This is a genomic window from Microbispora amethystogenes (assembly GCF_016863015.1).
Lineage (GTDB): Bacteria > Actinomycetota > Actinomycetes > Streptosporangiales > Streptosporangiaceae > Microbispora > Microbispora amethystogenes.
This window is the reverse complement of the sequence record NZ_BOOB01000003.1, coordinates 102220-117513: the sequence shown is the minus strand read 5'-3', so window position 1 is coordinate 117513 and position 15294 is coordinate 102220. Positions and strand designations below refer to the sequence as shown.

General features: G+C 71.8%; 14 protein-coding genes and 1 riboswitch. Of the genes, 5 read left to right on the top strand and 9 right to left on the bottom strand.

Annotated elements, in window-relative coordinates; translation table 11 throughout:
* Positions 1 to 65: 65 nt before the first annotated feature.
* The 5 genes from ribH to ribD form a co-directional block, all read right to left on the bottom strand.
* A complete protein-coding gene (gene ribH, locus Mam01_RS01740; protein ID WP_204283598.1) occupies positions 66 to 536 on the bottom strand; it encodes a 6,7-dimethyl-8-ribityllumazine synthase in 471 nt (156 codons plus the stop codon).
* A gap of 76 nt (positions 537 to 612) precedes the next feature.
* Positions 613 to 1872 (bottom strand): bifunctional 3,4-dihydroxy-2-butanone-4-phosphate synthase/GTP cyclohydrolase II, encoded by a 1260-nt coding sequence (locus Mam01_RS01735; RefSeq protein ID WP_239100956.1) that lies wholly within the window; start codon positions 1870 to 1872, stop codon positions 613 to 615.
* Positions 1869 to 2501, bottom strand: coding sequence for a nicotinamide mononucleotide transporter family protein (locus Mam01_RS01730; protein ID WP_204283597.1), 633 nt, complete (start codon positions 2499 to 2501; stop codon positions 1869 to 1871). Before Mam01_RS01730 ends, Mam01_RS01735 begins: the two co-directional genes overlap by 4 nt.
* Positions 2498 to 3106 (bottom strand): riboflavin synthase, encoded by a 609-nt coding sequence (locus tag Mam01_RS01725; protein WP_204283595.1) that lies wholly within the window; start codon positions 3104 to 3106, stop codon positions 2498 to 2500. The genes Mam01_RS01730 and Mam01_RS01725 overlap by 4 nt, the downstream gene beginning before the upstream one ends.
* 1 nt (position 3107) lies before the next feature.
* Positions 3108 to 4322 carry a bifunctional diaminohydroxyphosphoribosylaminopyrimidine deaminase/5-amino-6-(5-phosphoribosylamino)uracil reductase RibD gene (gene ribD, locus Mam01_RS01720; protein ID WP_239100955.1) on the bottom strand — a complete coding sequence of 405 codons (1215 nt, stop codon included), beginning with the start codon at positions 4320 to 4322 and terminating at the stop codon, positions 3108 to 3110.
* Between the two features lie 132 nt (positions 4323 to 4454).
* A riboswitch (FMN riboswitch) is annotated at positions 4455 to 4605 on the bottom strand.
* 350 nt (positions 4606 to 4955) lie between these two features.
* Here ribD and Mam01_RS01715 point away from each other — a divergent pair.
* From Mam01_RS01715 to Mam01_RS01695, 5 genes are all read left to right on the top strand, one after another.
* Complete coding sequence (locus Mam01_RS01715; protein ID WP_204283593.1) at positions 4956 to 5975, top strand: ABC transporter permease; 1020 nt, start codon at positions 4956 to 4958, stop codon at positions 5973 to 5975.
* Between the two features lie 33 nt (positions 5976 to 6008).
* Positions 6009 to 7802: an ABC transporter substrate-binding protein gene (locus Mam01_RS01710; protein WP_204283591.1), complete on the top strand. Its 1794-nt coding sequence runs from the start codon at positions 6009 to 6011 to the stop codon at positions 7800 to 7802.
* Between the two features lie 84 nt (positions 7803 to 7886).
* The gene (locus Mam01_RS01705) at positions 7887 to 8867 is read left to right on the top strand and encodes an ABC transporter permease (RefSeq protein ID WP_150933051.1); all 981 of its coding nucleotides are present in this window, start codon (positions 7887 to 7889) and stop codon (positions 8865 to 8867) included.
* Between the two features lie 49 nt (positions 8868 to 8916).
* The gene (locus Mam01_RS01700; RefSeq protein ID WP_275408885.1) at positions 8917 to 10002 is read left to right on the top strand and encodes an ABC transporter ATP-binding protein; all 1086 of its coding nucleotides are present in this window, start codon (positions 8917 to 8919) and stop codon (positions 10000 to 10002) included.
* Positions 9999 to 11030, top strand: coding sequence for an ABC transporter ATP-binding protein (locus tag Mam01_RS01695; RefSeq protein ID WP_150933049.1), 1032 nt, complete (start codon positions 9999 to 10001; stop codon positions 11028 to 11030). The genes Mam01_RS01700 and Mam01_RS01695 overlap by 4 nt, the downstream gene beginning before the upstream one ends.
* Positions 11031 to 11151: 121 nt before the next feature.
* On the opposite strand, the gene rpe is transcribed toward Mam01_RS01695, so the two are convergent.
* From rpe to def, 4 genes are all read right to left on the bottom strand, one after another.
* The gene (gene rpe / locus Mam01_RS01690; RefSeq protein WP_150933048.1) at positions 11152 to 11823 is read right to left on the bottom strand and encodes a ribulose-phosphate 3-epimerase; all 672 of its coding nucleotides are present in this window, start codon (positions 11821 to 11823) and stop codon (positions 11152 to 11154) included.
* A gap of 218 nt (positions 11824 to 12041) precedes the next feature.
* Positions 12042 to 13325 carry an RsmB/NOP family class I SAM-dependent RNA methyltransferase gene (locus Mam01_RS01685; protein ID WP_239100986.1) on the bottom strand — a complete coding sequence of 428 codons (1284 nt, stop codon included), beginning with the start codon at positions 13323 to 13325 and terminating at the stop codon, positions 12042 to 12044.
* A gap of 450 nt (positions 13326 to 13775) precedes the next feature.
* Positions 13776 to 14705 carry a methionyl-tRNA formyltransferase gene (gene fmt / locus Mam01_RS01680; RefSeq protein WP_204283587.1) on the bottom strand — a complete coding sequence of 310 codons (930 nt, stop codon included), beginning with the start codon at positions 14703 to 14705 and terminating at the stop codon, positions 13776 to 13778.
* A complete protein-coding gene (def, locus tag Mam01_RS01675; protein ID WP_204283585.1) occupies positions 14705 to 15253 on the bottom strand; it encodes a peptide deformylase in 549 nt (182 codons plus the stop codon). Before def ends, fmt begins: the two co-directional genes overlap by 1 nt.
* Between the last annotated feature and the right edge of the window lie 41 nt (positions 15254 to 15294).

Genomic DNA, 15294 nt, shown 5'->3' with positions numbered 1-15294 from the left:
ACGGAACGTGATCACCAGTGACATCTTCCCGGCTCGGCGCTGCGGATGCGAGGATCGCGCGGGTGTCAGCCGGCGAGGCCGCGCAGGAGGACCGCGGTCTCCAGGGCGGCGATCGTCGCCTCGTACCCCTTGTCCTCCTTGCTGCCCGGCACGCCGGACCGCTCGACCGCTTGATCAAGGGTGTCACAGGTCAGCACCCCGTTGCCCACGGGGGTGGACTCGTCGAGGCTGATCCTGGTCAGCCCCGCGGTCACCGAGTCGCAGACGTAGTCGAAGTGGGCCGTGTCGCCCCGGATCACGGCGCCGAGCGCGACGACGGCGTCGCAGCGCCGCGCCAGGGCCTGCGCGACCACCGGGATCTCCAGCGACCCGGCCACCCGGGCCGTGACCACGGCCGCGCCGCTGTCCTCGGCCGCCCGGACGGCCCGGGCCAGGAGCTGGTCGGTGATCTTCTCGTGCCACCGGGCCGCGACGATGCCGACGGTGAGCCCGCCCGCGTCCACCGCCGCCGCGTCCGGCCGTCCCACACCGCTCATGCGCCCTCCTCGCCCGACGGCTCGGAGCCGCATGCGCGGATCGCGCTGTGCCCGCTTATTCGCTCGCTTCGCTCACTCATGACGCCTCCCTGCCGAAGTGCTCACCGTGGATGTCGCGGGGTACGCCGCCGGAGATCTCGTGGCCGAGCCGGTCGCGCTTGGCCGTGAGATACCGCTCGTTGTAGGGGTTCATCGCCACCGGCATGGGTTCGCGGCCGAGGACCTTGACGCCGTACCCGTCCATGCCCCGCGTCTTGGCGGGGTTGTTGGTCAGCAGCCGCACCGACTTCACGCCGAGGTCGGCGAGCATCTGCCCGGCGTTGGAGAACTCCCTGGCGTCCACCGGCAGCCCCAGCTCCAGGTTGGCGTCGACGGTGTCGCTGCCGTTGTCCTGAAGGCCGTAGGCCCGCAGCTTGGCCAGCAGGCCGATGCCCCGCCCCTCGTGCCCGCGCAGGTAGACGATCACGCCGCGGCCGCACTCGGCGATCATCCGCATCGCGGTGTCGAGCTGCACCCCGCAGTCGCAGCGCAGGGAGCCGAGCACGTCGCCGGTGAGGCACTCGGAGTGCGCCCGGACGAGCACGTTCTCGCCGTCGCCGAGGTCGCCGTACACCAGTGCGAGGTGCTCGCCGCCGTCGAGCGCGCTGGCGTAGCCGTACGCGCGCCACATGCCGTACCGGTTCGGGATGCCGGTCTCGGCGACCCGGGTGACCATCCGCTCCGACCGGCGGCGGTGCTCGACGAGCTGCTCGATCGAGACGAGCGCGAGGTCGTGCTCGTCGGCGAACTCGCGCAGCCGCGGCAGGCGCGCCATCGTGCCGTCGTCGTTGACGATCTCGGCGAGCGCGCCGGCCGGGGACAGCCCGGCCAGCCGGGCGAGGTCCACCGACGCCTCGGTGTGGCCGCGTCGTGCCAGCACGCCGCCCTCGCGGTAACGCAGCGGGAAGATGTGCCCCGGCCGCACCAGCTCGTACGGCTCGGTCGCCGAGTCGCACAGGGTCCTGATGGTCCTGGCCCGGTCGGCGGCGGAGATGCCGGTCGTCACGCCGTCCCTGGCGTCCACGCTGATCGTGTACGCCGTGCGCAGCCGCTCGCGGTTGTCCTGCACCATCAGCGGCAGGCCGAGCCGGTCGAGCGTGGCGCCCTCCATGCCCACGCAGATCACGCCGCTGGTGTGGCGGATCATGAAGGCGACCAGCTCGGGCGTCGCCTTGGACGCGGCGAAGATGAGGTCGCCCTCGTTCTCGCGGTTCTCGTCGTCGACCACGACGACGGGCCGGCCGTCCCGGATGTCGGCGACGGCCCGCTCGATCGGGTCCAGCCTGATCCCGCTCACGCGATCACCGCCCGCAGCGCGCGCGACTGGCGCAGCCAGTCGCGGAAGCCGATCATCACCATCAGGAAGAACAGCCCGTAGACCACTCCGGAGACGACCAGCCCGGAGCTGAACGCCAGCGGGACGCCCACGAGGTCGACGGCCACCCAGATGATCCAGAAGTCGACCAGGGCCCTGCCCTGCGCCCACGTCGCCGCCGCGCTGCCCACGAAGATGTACGCGTCGGGCCAGGGGCTCCAGGAGATGTTCCAGCCCCGGGAGTTGAGGAAGGTGAAGGTGAGCGCGACCGCGACCGTCCCGGCGACCAGCAGGCCGAGGAGTGCCGCCCGCTCCCCCGGTCGCGCCGACCGGATCGGCAGCTCCGCGCCGCCGCGGGTGCCGCGCGACCACTTCACCCAGCCGTAGACCGCGAGGACGCCGAACAGCGCCTGCTTGAGCGCGTTGCCCGTGATGTGCGCGCCGACCGACGCCACGAACAGCAGGACCGACCCGAGCAGCTGCACCGGCCAGGTCCAGATCGTCTTCTTGATCGCGAGCCAGACCGTGCCCAGCGCGCACACGTTGCCCACCAGGTCGGTCCACAGGACGTGCTGGCCGTACACGTCGAATCCCGCCTCGGTCCAGCTCACGCCACGACCTCCTTGGCGGTCGCCGCGGTCAGCTTCTCGACGTACTTGGCGATGACGTCCACCTCGAGGTTGACCGGCTCACCGGGCCCCTTACGGCCGAGCGTGGTGAGCTCCAGGGTGGTGGGGATCAGGCTGACGGCGAAGGAGTCTCCGGTCACCGCGGCCACGGTCAGGCTGACCCCGTCCACGGCGATCGAGCCCTTCTCCACGACGTAGCGGGCGAGACCGGCGGGCAGCGAGATCCGCACGACCTCCCAGTGTTCCCCGGGCTCGCGCGACAGCACCTCCCCGGTCCCGTCCACGTGGCCCTGCACGATGTGCCCGCCGAGCCGCTGGTCGGCCCGTACGGCGCGCTCCAGGTTGACCCGCGAGCCGGGGCGCAGCGCGCCGAGCGCGGACCTGACGAGGGTCTCCTTCATCACGTCGGCGGTGAAGGAGTCGCCCTCCGCGCCCGCCACGGTGAGGCACACGCCGTTGACGGCGATCGAGTCGCCGTGCCGGGCGTCGCCGGTGACGACCGGGCCGCGCACCGTGAGGCGCGCGGAGTCGCCCAGGGACTCCAGAGCCACGACCTCGCCGAGCTCCTCGACGATTCCGGTGAACATCTCAGCTCTCCTTAGGGGACTGTACGACCTGGGGATCTGCAACCAGGGGATCGGTGACCAGGGAAGATGCGGGAAGGGAGGACTGGTGCGCGGGGGCCTTGGGCCGCAGGACCACCCTGAGGTCCGGCCCGACGGGGGTCACCGAGGCGAACTCCAGCCGGTGGATCTCGGTGATCGTCAAGACGCCCGCCGGGCCGAGGGCCGCCGCGCCCGCGCCCAGCAGCGCCGGGGCGAGGTAGCCGACGACCCGGTCGACCAAGCCCTCCCGCAGGAACGCGCCCGCGAGCGTGGGACCTCCCTCGACCAGCACGCTCACGATCTGCCTCCCGTGCAGCTCAGCCAGGAGAGCGTGGAGATCTATTCCCCCCTGGACACGGGGGATTCGTACGACCTGGGACAGGTGGGCGGGGACGGCGGCGTCCTCGGCCACCGCGACCAGCGTCGGCGCCTCGCCGTCCAGCACGCGGGCGCCGGCGGGGGTACGGGCGCCGGGGTCGGCGACGACGCGCAGCACGGGCGCGGCGCGCGGCGGCCCGTCGGCGGCCGCGCCGGGTTCGGCAGGCGGGCGGGCGGCCGGACGGACGGGCGGCCGTACGGTCAGCCGGGGGTCGTCGGCGAGCACGGTGCCGATGCCGGCGACGACGGCGTCGCTCTCGGCCCGCAGGCGGTGCACGTCGGCGCGCGCCTCCGGCGAGGTGATCCACTGGCTGGTGCCGTCGGAGGCCGCCGAGCGGCCGTCCATCGTCGCGGCGAACTTCCAGGTCACATAGGGCCTGCGGGCCCGTACGAAGGTCAGCCAGGCGGCGTTGCCCTCCTCGGCCTCCGCCGTCAGCACGCCCTCGTCCACCCGCACGCCGTGCCGCCGCAGGACCTCCGCGCCGCCCGCGGCCACGGGGTTGGGGTCGGGGACGGCGACGACGACCCGCGCCACCCCGGCCTCCAGGAGGGCGGTGGCGCAGGGCCCGGTCCTGCCGGTGTGGGCGCACGGCTCCAGCGTCACGTAGGCCGTTCCGCCCCGGGCCCGTCCGCCCGCCTCGCGGAGCGCCGCGACCTCGGCGTGCGGGCCGCCGGCGTAGGCGTGGAAGCCCTCCCCGGCGACCTCGCCCGACGGGTCGAGGACGACGCAGCCGACGACGGGGTTGGGGCTGGTGCCGCCCAGTCCGCGGGCGGCGAGCGCGATCGCGCGCCGCATGTGAAGGATGTCCCGCGAGGTCACCCGGTCTTCCTCTCGCCGTTGCCGTAACGGCGGGCCCCGGGGAACGATCGGGATGCGGCCTCGCACCACCTGCTCGGGCAGCCCGCTGCCGGGCGGCCCCGTGGGGACGCCCGGCGGCACACGGCCGCCCGTTCGCGCGCTTCCTCCCATCCGGACTTTCACCGTCGGTCCTGGAGTCTCACCAGGTCCACCGGCCGATGGCTTCGGCCGGGTCGCGGACTTCACCCCTGGGGGCAGGGATGTCACCGCCGGTTCGGAATTACACCGACCCCGGAGCACGCTGCTCTGCTACCACCAGTGTAGCCATGCCCGGCTCGACGGCCATAGCGCGGGATTGCGGTGATCGGAGTGGTGATCGAACAAGGATTCTTACCGGTGCACTTCTTCTCGGGTATGTGTGGGTTATGTCACAAAGTTGTGACATAAGTGCATTCATGTAATATGCAGTGTCCCGCGGTGCGTCCACCAAGGTCAACGCGGTAGCAGGACACAAGGTGATTTACATTGCACAACGAAGCAAGAACGCGGCGAACTGTCCGCGCGAAGTGATTGACCCCTGCGAAATCAGTTGCCAGGGTTCCCTATAGTCGGATCTCTTCCGATCGTTAATGGTCCACCCGGGAGCACCGAACCGTGACGTTCCCCCCCTCGACCGCGACCGACGCCGCCGCGGAGCCCGCGGACACCGCGGACCCGGCCGCGTCCGGTTCCGCCGTCGTCGGCCGCTCGCCCGGGCGGCTCATGTGGCGCCGCTTCCGGCGCGACAGGACAGGCGTCGCCTCGGCGATCGTCGTGCTCGCCTTCTTCCTGATCGCGCTCCTGGCTCCCGTGATCGCCGGGTTGTACGGCAAGGACCCGTACACCACGTACGGGCAGAACCAGCCCGGCCTGCTCAACCCGTTCGGCTATCCCGTCGCGCCGAACGGCGGCATGAGCGGGGACTTCTGGTTCGGCCTGGAGCCGGGCCTGGGCCGGGACGTCTTCACGCAACTGGTGTACGGCATCCGCACCTCGCTGAGCATCGCCGTCATCGTGACCGTGCTCACCACGATCATCGGGGTCGTGATGGGCATCACGTCGGGTTACATCGGCGGCCGCACCGACTACGTGATCGGGCGGGTCATCGACACGCTGCTCGCGTTCCCCTCGCAGCTCTTCCTGATCGTCTTCCTCCCGGTCGTCGAGGCGGCTCTCGTGCTGCCCGAGGAGGAGACGCCGGTCTGGCTGCGGTACGTGTCGATCTGCGTCGTCCTCACCGTTCTCGGCTGGGCCACGATCGCCCGCCTGCTGCGCGCCCAGGTGCTGTCGCTGCGGGCGCGCGAGTTCGTGGAGGCCGCCCGCGTCACCGGCGCGTCGCCGGCCCGGGTCATCTTCAAGGAACTGCTGCCCAATCTCTGGACGCCGATCATCATCCAGGCCACGCTCGCGCTCCCGCTCTACGTCGGCGCGGAGGCGGGACTCGGCTTCCTCGGCGTGGGCATGACCGAGCCCACCCCGGACTGGGGCCGCATGTTCCAGGTGGGCGTGAACGTCTACCACTCCGACGTCACCTACCTGCTGTTCCCCGGCGTCTCGATGCTGATCTTCGTTGTGGCCTTCAACCTGCTCGGAGACTCCATCCGCGACGCCTTCGACCCACGCACCAAGCGCTGACCCATGAGCGCGCACCTCCATAGGAAGGACCACATGAGATCGCACAGCAGGCGATTCGTCTCCATGACGGCCGTGCTCGCGGCGGGCGCGCTGGCGCTGGCCGGCTGCGCCAAGGGCGGTGGCGGCGGGGCCCCCGAGGGTGCCGCGGGCAGCTCCCAGAAGCCGCTGGAGAACAAGGCCGTCAGCGCGATATCGGTCGGCACCGCCGGCGACTCCACGGGACCGGCCCCCGAGGTCCCGGGTGCCAAGCCGGGCGGCACGGTCTACATGATCGACCGTGACGACTTCAGCCACCTCGACCCCGGCCGCGTCTACCTGAACTACAACTCCTCGGTGTCGGCCCTGTTCACCCGGACGCTGACCAACTACAAGCAGGACGACGCGGGCAACATCAAGCTCGTCGGCGACCTCGCGACCGACACGGGCACGACCACCGACGGCGGCAAGACCTGGAAGTTCACCCTCAAGGACGGCCTGAAGTGGCAGGACGGCGCGCCGATCACCTCCGGTGACATCAAGTACAGCTTCGAGCGCCTGTTCGCCGACTTCATCACCGAGGGCCCCGACTACGCCGAGTCGTGGCTGGTCCCCGACGCGAACAAGCCGTTCCGCGACCAGTACAAGGGCCCGTACGACGGCAAGGAACTCGACACGATCGAGACGCCGGACGACAAGACGGTGGTCTTCCACCTGAACGCGGCGCACCCGGACTTCAACTTCACCGTCGCCATGACCGGCTACGGCGCCGTGCCGAAGGCGCACGACACCAAGCAGAAGTACGACAAGCAGCCCTGGTCGTCCGGTCCGTACAAGATCGTCAGCCATGTGACGGACAAGTCGCTCGACCTGGAGCGCAACGAGAACTGGGACAAGAACACCGACCCGATTCGGCACGCGTACCCGGACAAGTTCCACATGGAGTTCGGCCTGCAGAGCCAGCAGTCCACCGAGCGCTTCATGGCCGACACGGGCAACGACAAGCAGGCGTTCACCTTCCACAACCCGGTCGCCCCCGAGCGGATCCAGGAGGTGCTCGGCAACCCCGACCTGATGAAGCGGTCGCTGCAGGGCCTGACGCCGTTCACGACCTTCTACAACATCAACACCAAGCGGGTCACGGACGTCAACGTCCGCAAGGCGATCCAGCTGGCCTGGCCGTCCAAGCAGATCCAGCAGCTCCAGGGCGGCGAGATCTCGGCCGGTAAGATCGCCACCACCGTGATGAGCCCGACCGTGCTGGGCTACGAGGCGTTCGACCTGTACGAGAAGTCGAGCAAGCCCGAGGGCGACCCCGAGGCCGCGAAGGCGCTGCTGGCGAAGGCCGGGAACGCCACCCCGACCATCGTCTACGCCTACAACCAGACGCCGACGCAGGAGAAGGTCACCATCGCCATCAAGGAGGCGCTGGGCAAGGCCGGGATCAAGGTCGTGGGCAAGCCGCTGAACGCGGGCACCTACTACGACGCCATCGGCCCGGTGGACAACAAGTACGACGTCTACTGGGGCGGCTGGGCGGCCGACTGGCCGACCGGCTCCACCGCGATCCAGCCGCAGTTCGACGGCCGCCAGATCTCCGACAACGCGCCGAACTACAGCCACCTGAACGTGCCGGAGATCAACTCGGCCATCGACAAGGCCAACGCGGCCACCGACCCGGCCGAGGCCGGCAAGGCGTGGGCCGCGATCGACCGGCAGATCATGGAGCAGGCCGCGATCATCCCCGAGTTCTACCAGACCTACTTCGGCCTGTACGGCTCGGGCCTCGGCGGGGTGCGGTTCGACCCGATCCAGGGCGAGCAGTCCGCGCTGAACATCTACGTGAAGTAGCACCACCCGGGTCCGCCGCCTCCGCCCCCGCGGGTGGGGCGGCGGGCCCCCGCCCGTTCCGACCGCTGGAGCACGTACGAGACCATGACCAGCTTCCTGGTACGCCGGATCCTCGGCGCCCTCATGATCCTGCTGATCATCAGCGCGGTCACGTTCTACCTCTTCTACGCCGTCCCCCGCGACCCCGCCCGGGCGTTCTGCGGCAAGATCTGCCCGCCGGAGACGCTCCAGCTGGTCCGGCACAACCTGGGCATGGACGAGCCGCTGTTCGTGCAGTACTGGCACTGGCTGGCGGGCATATTCGCCGGCCGGGAGCTCGTGCAGTTCGGCGACTGCCCCGCCCCCTGCCTCGGCTACTCCTTCGCCACGCAGGAGCCGGTGTTCGGCGCCATCGTGGACCGCTTCCCGGTGACGCTGTCCCTGACCTTCGGTGCGTCGATCGTCATCCTCGCGTTCGGCATCGTCACCGGCATGATCGCGGCCTGGAAGGTCGGGCAGCCGCTCGACAAGATCGCCAGTGCCTCGTCCGTCATCGGGGCCTCGCTGCAGATCTACTTCGTCGGCCCGCTGCTGGCCTTCTACCTCGTCGACACCATGCAGCTGATCCCGCGCCCGTCCTACGTGCCGATCACCGACGACCCGGTGGGCTGGTTCACCCACCTGCTCCTCCCGTGGGTGGTGCTGTCGATCATCTTCACCGCGAACTACACCAGGATGACCCGCTCCCAGATGGTGGAGCAGCTCGCCGAGGACTACGTCCGCACGGCGCGGGCCAAGGGCATGTCGAACCGCACGGTGTTCTTCCGGTTCGCCTGGCGCGGCGCGATGATCCCCATCGTCACGATCTTCGGTGTCGACCTCGCCACCCTGCTGGGCGGCGCCATCATCACCGAGCAGACGTTCACCCTCCACGGCATCGGCGAGCTCGCCGTGCGGGCGGTGCAGAACAACGACCTCCCGATGCTGCTCGGAGTGACCATCGTGGGCGCCGCGATGATCGTCCTCCTCAACATCGTCGTGGACGTGCTCTACGCGTTCATCGACCCGCGGGTCCGCCTGACCTGAGCCGCGCCGCATCGAGCCGAACGCCCGAAACCTGGAACTGGAGCAGCAAGTGACCACCGTGTCGTGGAGCGGCGAGCCGGGGACCTCTCGCGGCCCCGGGCCGTTCCTTTCCGTCCGTGACCTGAGCGTCGAGTTCAGCACCGAGGACGGCGTCGTGCACGCCGTCGACGGCCTGTCCTTCGATCTGGAGAAGGGCACCACGCTCGGCATCGTCGGCGAGTCGGGGTCGGGCAAGTCCGTCACCAACCTCGCCATCCTGGGCCTGCACAACCCGGCGTACACGCGGATCGGCGGGGAGATCTGGCTGGAGGACCGTGAGCTGATCTCCGCCGACCGCGCGACGATGGAGAAGCTCCGCGGCGACCGGGTCGCGATGATCTTCCAGGACCCGCTGACCGCGCTGTCGCCGTTCCACACGATCGGCCGGCAGATCGGGGAGGTCTACCGCAAGCACCGGGGCGCGAGCAAGAAGGAGGCCCGGGACCGGGCCGTCGAGATGCTCCGGCGGGTGGGCATCCCGCAGCCGGAGGTGCGGGTGGACCACTACCCGCACGAGTTCTCCGGCGGCATGCGGCAGCGCGCCATGATCGCCATGGCGCTGGTCTGCGACCCCGACCTGCTCATCGCCGACGAGCCGACCACCGCGCTCGACGTGACCGTGCAGGCGCAGATCCTCGACCTGCTCAAGGACCTGCAGCAGCAGTTCGGCACCTCGATCATCCTGATCACCCACGACCTCGGGGTCGTGGCCAACACCGCCGACAACGTCCTCGTCATGTACGCCGGGCGGGCGGCCGAGCGCGGCACGGTCCGCGAGGTGCTGCGCGAGCCGCGCCACCCCTACACGTGGGGGCTGCTGTCGTCGATGCCGCGGCTGAACTCCAGCGTGGACGTCCCGCTGAAGCCGGTGCGCGGCACTCCCCCGAGCCTGCTCAACCCGCCGTCCGGCTGCCCGTTCCACCCGCGCTGCGACTATCCGCGGCTCGCGGGGCCCGAACTGTGCTTCGGGCAACGGCCGGACATCTCCCCCGAGACGGGGCACGGGGACGCCTGTTATCTCACCCTCGCCCAGAAGAGCGAACTTCGCACCGCCCAGACCGAGCAGACCGAGGACCGGACCGAGGACCGCGCATGAACGAGACGCTGCTGGAGCTCAAGGGCCTGGTCAAGCACTTCCCCGTACGGGGCGGCGCGCTGATCAAGCGCCAGGTCGGGGCCGTCCACGCGGTGGACGGCATCGACCTCGCCGTCGGCGAGGGCGAGACCGTGGGCCTGGTGGGCGAGTCGGGCTGCGGCAAGTCCACCACCGGCCGCCTGGCGGCCCGCCTGCTCGAACCCACCTCGGGCGAGATCCTCTATCGCGGGCGGGACATCGCCCACAGCTCGCGCCGGGATCTCAAGCCGATCAGGCCCGAGATCCAGATGATCTTCCAGGACCCGTACAGCTCGCTCAACCCGCGCCAGACCGTCGGCACGATCATCCGCGGGCCGATGGAGGTCAACGACATCGACCCGCCGGGCGGGCGCAGGCAGCGGGTGCAGGAACTGCTGGAGATCGTCGGCCTCAACCCCGAGCACTACAACCGCTTCCCGCACGAGTTCTCCGGCGGCCAGCGGCAGCGCATCGGGATCGCCCGGGCCCTGGCGCTCGACCCCAAGCTGATCATCGCCGACGAGCCGGTGTCGGCGCTCGACGTCTCCATCCAGGCGCAGGTGGTCAACCTGCTCCAGGAACTGCAGCGCGACCTCGGCATCGCGTTCCTGTTCATCGCGCACGACCTCGCGATCGTCCGGCACTTCTCGCAGCGGGTCGCGGTCATGTACCTCGGCAAGATCGTCGAGATCGGCGACCGCGCGTCGATCTACGAGCGGCCCCGGCACCCGTACACGCACGCCCTGCTGTCGGCGGTGCCCGAGCCCGACATGTCGAGCGAGCCGCGTGAGCGCATCCGCCTCGCGGGCGACGTGCCCTCGCCGATCAACCCGCCGTCCGGCTGCCGGTTCCGCACGCGCTGCTGGAAGGCGCAGGACAAGTGCGCCGAGGAGGTGCCGCCCCTGGTCCGGCTCAGCGGCAACCGCGAGGGCCACCTGACCGCGTGCCACTTCCCCGAGGCGCCCACCACCCAGGGCGAGGACGTGGTCCTCGACCCCGCCCTGGCCTGATCCCGCGCTGGCCTGCTCCTGCCCGGCCCCACCTCTGTCCTCGGCGCCGGCCGCGCGGGTGCGCCACCGCGTACCCGGGCCGCGCCCTGCCCGGGCTGGGAAGGCCGGTCGGATGGGCCGGTCAGGCCGGCGGGGTGGCCCGCTCGGCGAGGTTCCTGAGCTCCTCGACGGCGCGGGCGGGGTCGTCGGCGCCGTAGACGGCGTTGCCGGCCACGAAGACGTCGGCTCCGGCCTCGGCGCAGCGCTCGATGGTCTCCGTGGACACGCCGCCGTCGACCTGGAGCCACACCTCGCCGCCGTACTTGTCGATCAGGGTGCGGGCCCGCGACACCTTCGGCAGCACGATGTCGAGGAACCGCTGCCCGCCGAAGCCCGGCTCCACGGTCATGACGAGCAGCATGTCGATCTCGGGCAGCAGGTCCTCGTAGCCCTCCACGGCGGTCGCCGGGTTCAGCGCCAGACCGGCCCTGGCCCCGGCCGCGCGGATCGCCCGCAGCGTGCGCACGGCCGCCTTGGCGGCCTCGGCGTGGATCGTGACGCTGCCCGCGCCGGCCTCGGCGTAGTCGGGCGCCCACCGGTCCGGTTCCTCGATCATGAGGTGGCAGTCGACCGGCGTCGAGGTCGTCTTGAGCAGCGACTCGACGACCGGCAGGCCGAGCGTGAGGTTGGGCACGAACCGGTAGTCCATCACGTCGACGTGGAGCCAGTCGGCGACGTTCTCGACCCGCGCGGCCTCGTCGGCGAGGCGGGCGAAGTCGGCGGACAGGATGCTGGGCGAGATCTGAACGGCCATAGTCCCTGCAGTCTATTCAGCCCTGGCCCGAAGTCCCCGCCCCTGCCCCGCGGCGACGGCGGGGCGGCCCGGGCCGGACGCGGCCGTTCGGCCCGGTGCGACGCCGCGTTCGCGCCGCGAGTCACCGCCCCTGCCCCCTGCCTGCCCTGTGCCTGCCCTGTGCCTGCCCCTGTGCCTGCCCCTGTGCCGCCCCGGGAAGGCGGTGGCGGCGACGCTTCTCAGGGACGGCGCAGCAGGGCCAGGAACATCGCGTCGGTGCCGTGCCGATGCGGCCAGAACTGCGCGTACGGCCCGTCGCCGAGCCCCGGGACCTCGGGCAGGAACGCCCGCGCGTCCAGCACCTCGGCCCGGTCGCGCACGTCCTCCACCACCGCGCGGGTCTCGGCCAGGTGCGGCGAGCAGGTCACGTACGCCACGACGCCGCCCGGCCTGACGGCCTCCAGCGCCGAGTCGAGCAGCCGCCGCTGCAACGCGGTGAGCTCGGGGATGCTCCGGGGGTCGCGCCGCCAGCGGGCTTCCGGCCGCCTGCGCAGCGCGCCGAGCCCGGTGCAGGGGGCGTCGAGCATCACCCGGTCGAACGCGCCGGGCCGCCAGGCGGGCCGGGTGCCGTCCGCCGTGATCACCTTCGCCTCGCGGGTGGTGCCCCAGACCAGGCGGGCGCGGTGATACTGCAGGTCGGCGCCGAGCAGCCGGGCGCCCCGCTCCGTGGCCACCGCGTCGAGCAGCCCGGCCTTCCCGCCGGGGCCCGCGCACATGTCCAGCCAGGTCGTGTCGTGGTCGAGCGGCACGCGGGTCAGCGCGAGCGCGACAAGCTGGCTGGCCTCGTCCTGGACCGCCGCCCGCGCCTCCCCCACCGCCGCGAGGGAGCCGGGGTCGCCTTCCGGCAGATACGCGGCGTACGGCGAGTAGGCGGCGGGCTCCGCCCCCGCGTCGGCCAGTTCCGCCACCGTGGCCCGCCCGGGCCGCGCCACCAGCGCCACCCGGGGCCGCTCGTTGTCGGCCTCCAGCAGCGCGGCCGTCTCGTCCAGGTCGCCGCCCACCGCGTCGCGCAACGCGGTGACGATCCAGCGCGGATGGCTGTAGGTGACGGCGAGGTTGCCGGTCGGGTCCTCCTCGCGGGGCGGCGCCACGATCTCCAGCCACTGCTCCAGCGTGCGGCCCGCGACCTTCCGCAGCACGGCGTTGGCGTACTTGGACGGGCCCGGCCCGACGCGCAGCCGTACGAGGTCGATGGTGGCGCTGACGGCGGCGTGGGGCGGGATCCGCGTGCTCAGCAGCTGGTGCACGCCGAGACGCACCGCGTCGAGCAGCGGCGGGTCGACCTTCTCCGGCGGGCGGTCGCTGCACGCGGCGATCACCTCGTCGTAGGTGCCGAGGCCGCGCAGCGTCCCGTAGGCCAGCTCGGTGGCGAGGGCGGCGTCCCGGCCGCCGATCCGGCGCTGCCGCAGCAGCGTGGGCATGAGCAGGTTGGCGTACGCGTCACGCTCGTCGACGGCCCGCATCAGGTCGTAGGCGGCGTTACGCGCCTCGTCGCGCGGCGGGCGGCCACGGCCCTGCCTCGGCTGCCCGGGCTTGGCCGCGTGCTCCGCCTGCGCGCCGCGTCCCTGCTGCGCGCCGCGTCCCGGGCGGGCCCGGCCGGAACCGCCGCGCTGTCCTCCGCCGCTCTGGCCCCCGCCCTGGCCGCCGGTCGGGCCGCCCTGGCTTCCCGCCTGGCCGCCCCGCTGTCCGCGCCGCGCGCCGCCCCCGGCGTCGCCGCCCTGACCCCTGCCCTGCTTCACCCTGCCACCGACCCTGCCACCATTCGACCCTGCCATCCGCGAACCAGCGGGCAACCCTAGCGCCTTCTTCCGCCACGCGCCGCCGGGCGTACGGGGGCCCGCGCCGGCACCGCCCGGAACGCCTCGACGCGACGCCGTCCGGGCACACCGCTGGTGACAGCGGCGCGAGGTCCCTCAGACCAGCGTCTCACCGTCGTCGAAGCGGACACCACGGCCCCACTCGGCGGCGGTCATCTGCCGCTTGCCCTGCGGCTGCACCTCGCCGAGCTCGACGGGGTGGCTCGCGGTGCCGACGAGCACGGTCTTCCTGGTGGCCGCGATCTCGCCCGGGGCGAGCTTGTCCGCGTCGGGGGCGAGCCGTACCGGGCCGATCTTGACCCGCTGGCCGCGGAACTCGGTCCACGCGCCGGGAGCGGGCGTGCAGGCCCGCACGAGCCGGTCCACCCGCATCGCGGGCGCGGCCCAGTCGACGCGCGCGTCGTCGACCTCGATCTTGGGGGCGAGGCTGACGCCGTCCGCGGGCTGCGGGCGCGCCTCCAGCGCGCCGTCCTCGACGCCGTCCAAAGTGGCCAGCAGCAGGCCCGCGCCCGCCTCGGCGAGCCGGGCCAGCAGCGTGCCGCTGGTGTCGTCGTCGCGGATCGGCTCGGTCAGCACGCCGAAGACCGGCCCGGCGTCCAGTTCCTTCACGATGCGGAAGGTCGAGGCGCCGGTCACGTCGTCGCCGTGCAGTACGGCGTGCTGGACGGGGGCCGCGCCCCGCCACGCCGGCAGCACGGAGAAGTGCAGGTTGATCCAGCCGCGGGGTGGGATGTCGAGGGCCGTCTGCGGGAGCAGCGCACCGTAGGCGACCACCGGGCAGCAGTCCGGGCCGATCGCCCGCAGCCGCTCCAGGAAGTCCGGGTCGCCGGCCTTCGCCGGTTTGAGCACCTCGATGCCCGACTCCTCCGCGAGCTGGGCCACCGGGCTGGGATGCACCCTCCGCCCCCGGCCCGACTGCGCGTCCGGCCGGGTGACGACGGCGGCCACCTCGTGCCGGGGCGAGTCGAGCAGGGCGCGCAGCGACGGCAGCGCGGTGTCGGGGGTGCCAGCGAAGACCAGGCGCACTACAGGGCCCGTCCCTGCGTGGCGTGCGGCGAGATCTTCACCACCGGGGCGGACAGGCCGCTCCACTCGGCCTCGCGGATCGCCTTCATGGCGATCTTGCGCTGCTTGACGTCCATCCTGTCGATGAACAGCACGCCGTCCAGGTGGTCGGTCTCGTGCTGGAAGCAGCGCGCCATGATGTCGGTGCCCTCGATCGTCACCGGCTCGCCGTGCATGTTGAAGCCCTTGGCGACCGCCCGGATCGCCCGCGGCGTGGGGAAGGACAGGCCGGGGAAGGACAGGCAGCCCTCCTCGCCCTCCTCGTCCAGCTCGTCGCCGAGGTCGAGATCGGGGTTGATGACGTGCCCGAGCTGCTCGTCCACGTAGTAGGTGAACACGCGCAGCCCGACGCCGATCTGCGGCGCGGCGAGCCCGGCGCCCGGCGCGTCCATCATCGTGTCGGTCAGGTCCTTCACGAGCCTGCGCAGCTCCTTGTCGAAGTCGACCACCGGCTCGGCCGGCGTGCGCAGCACGGGATCGCCGAACAGGCGGATCGGCTGAATGGCCAAGGGTGGGCTCCGTTCACGTCACGCACACGAGGAGGATCACC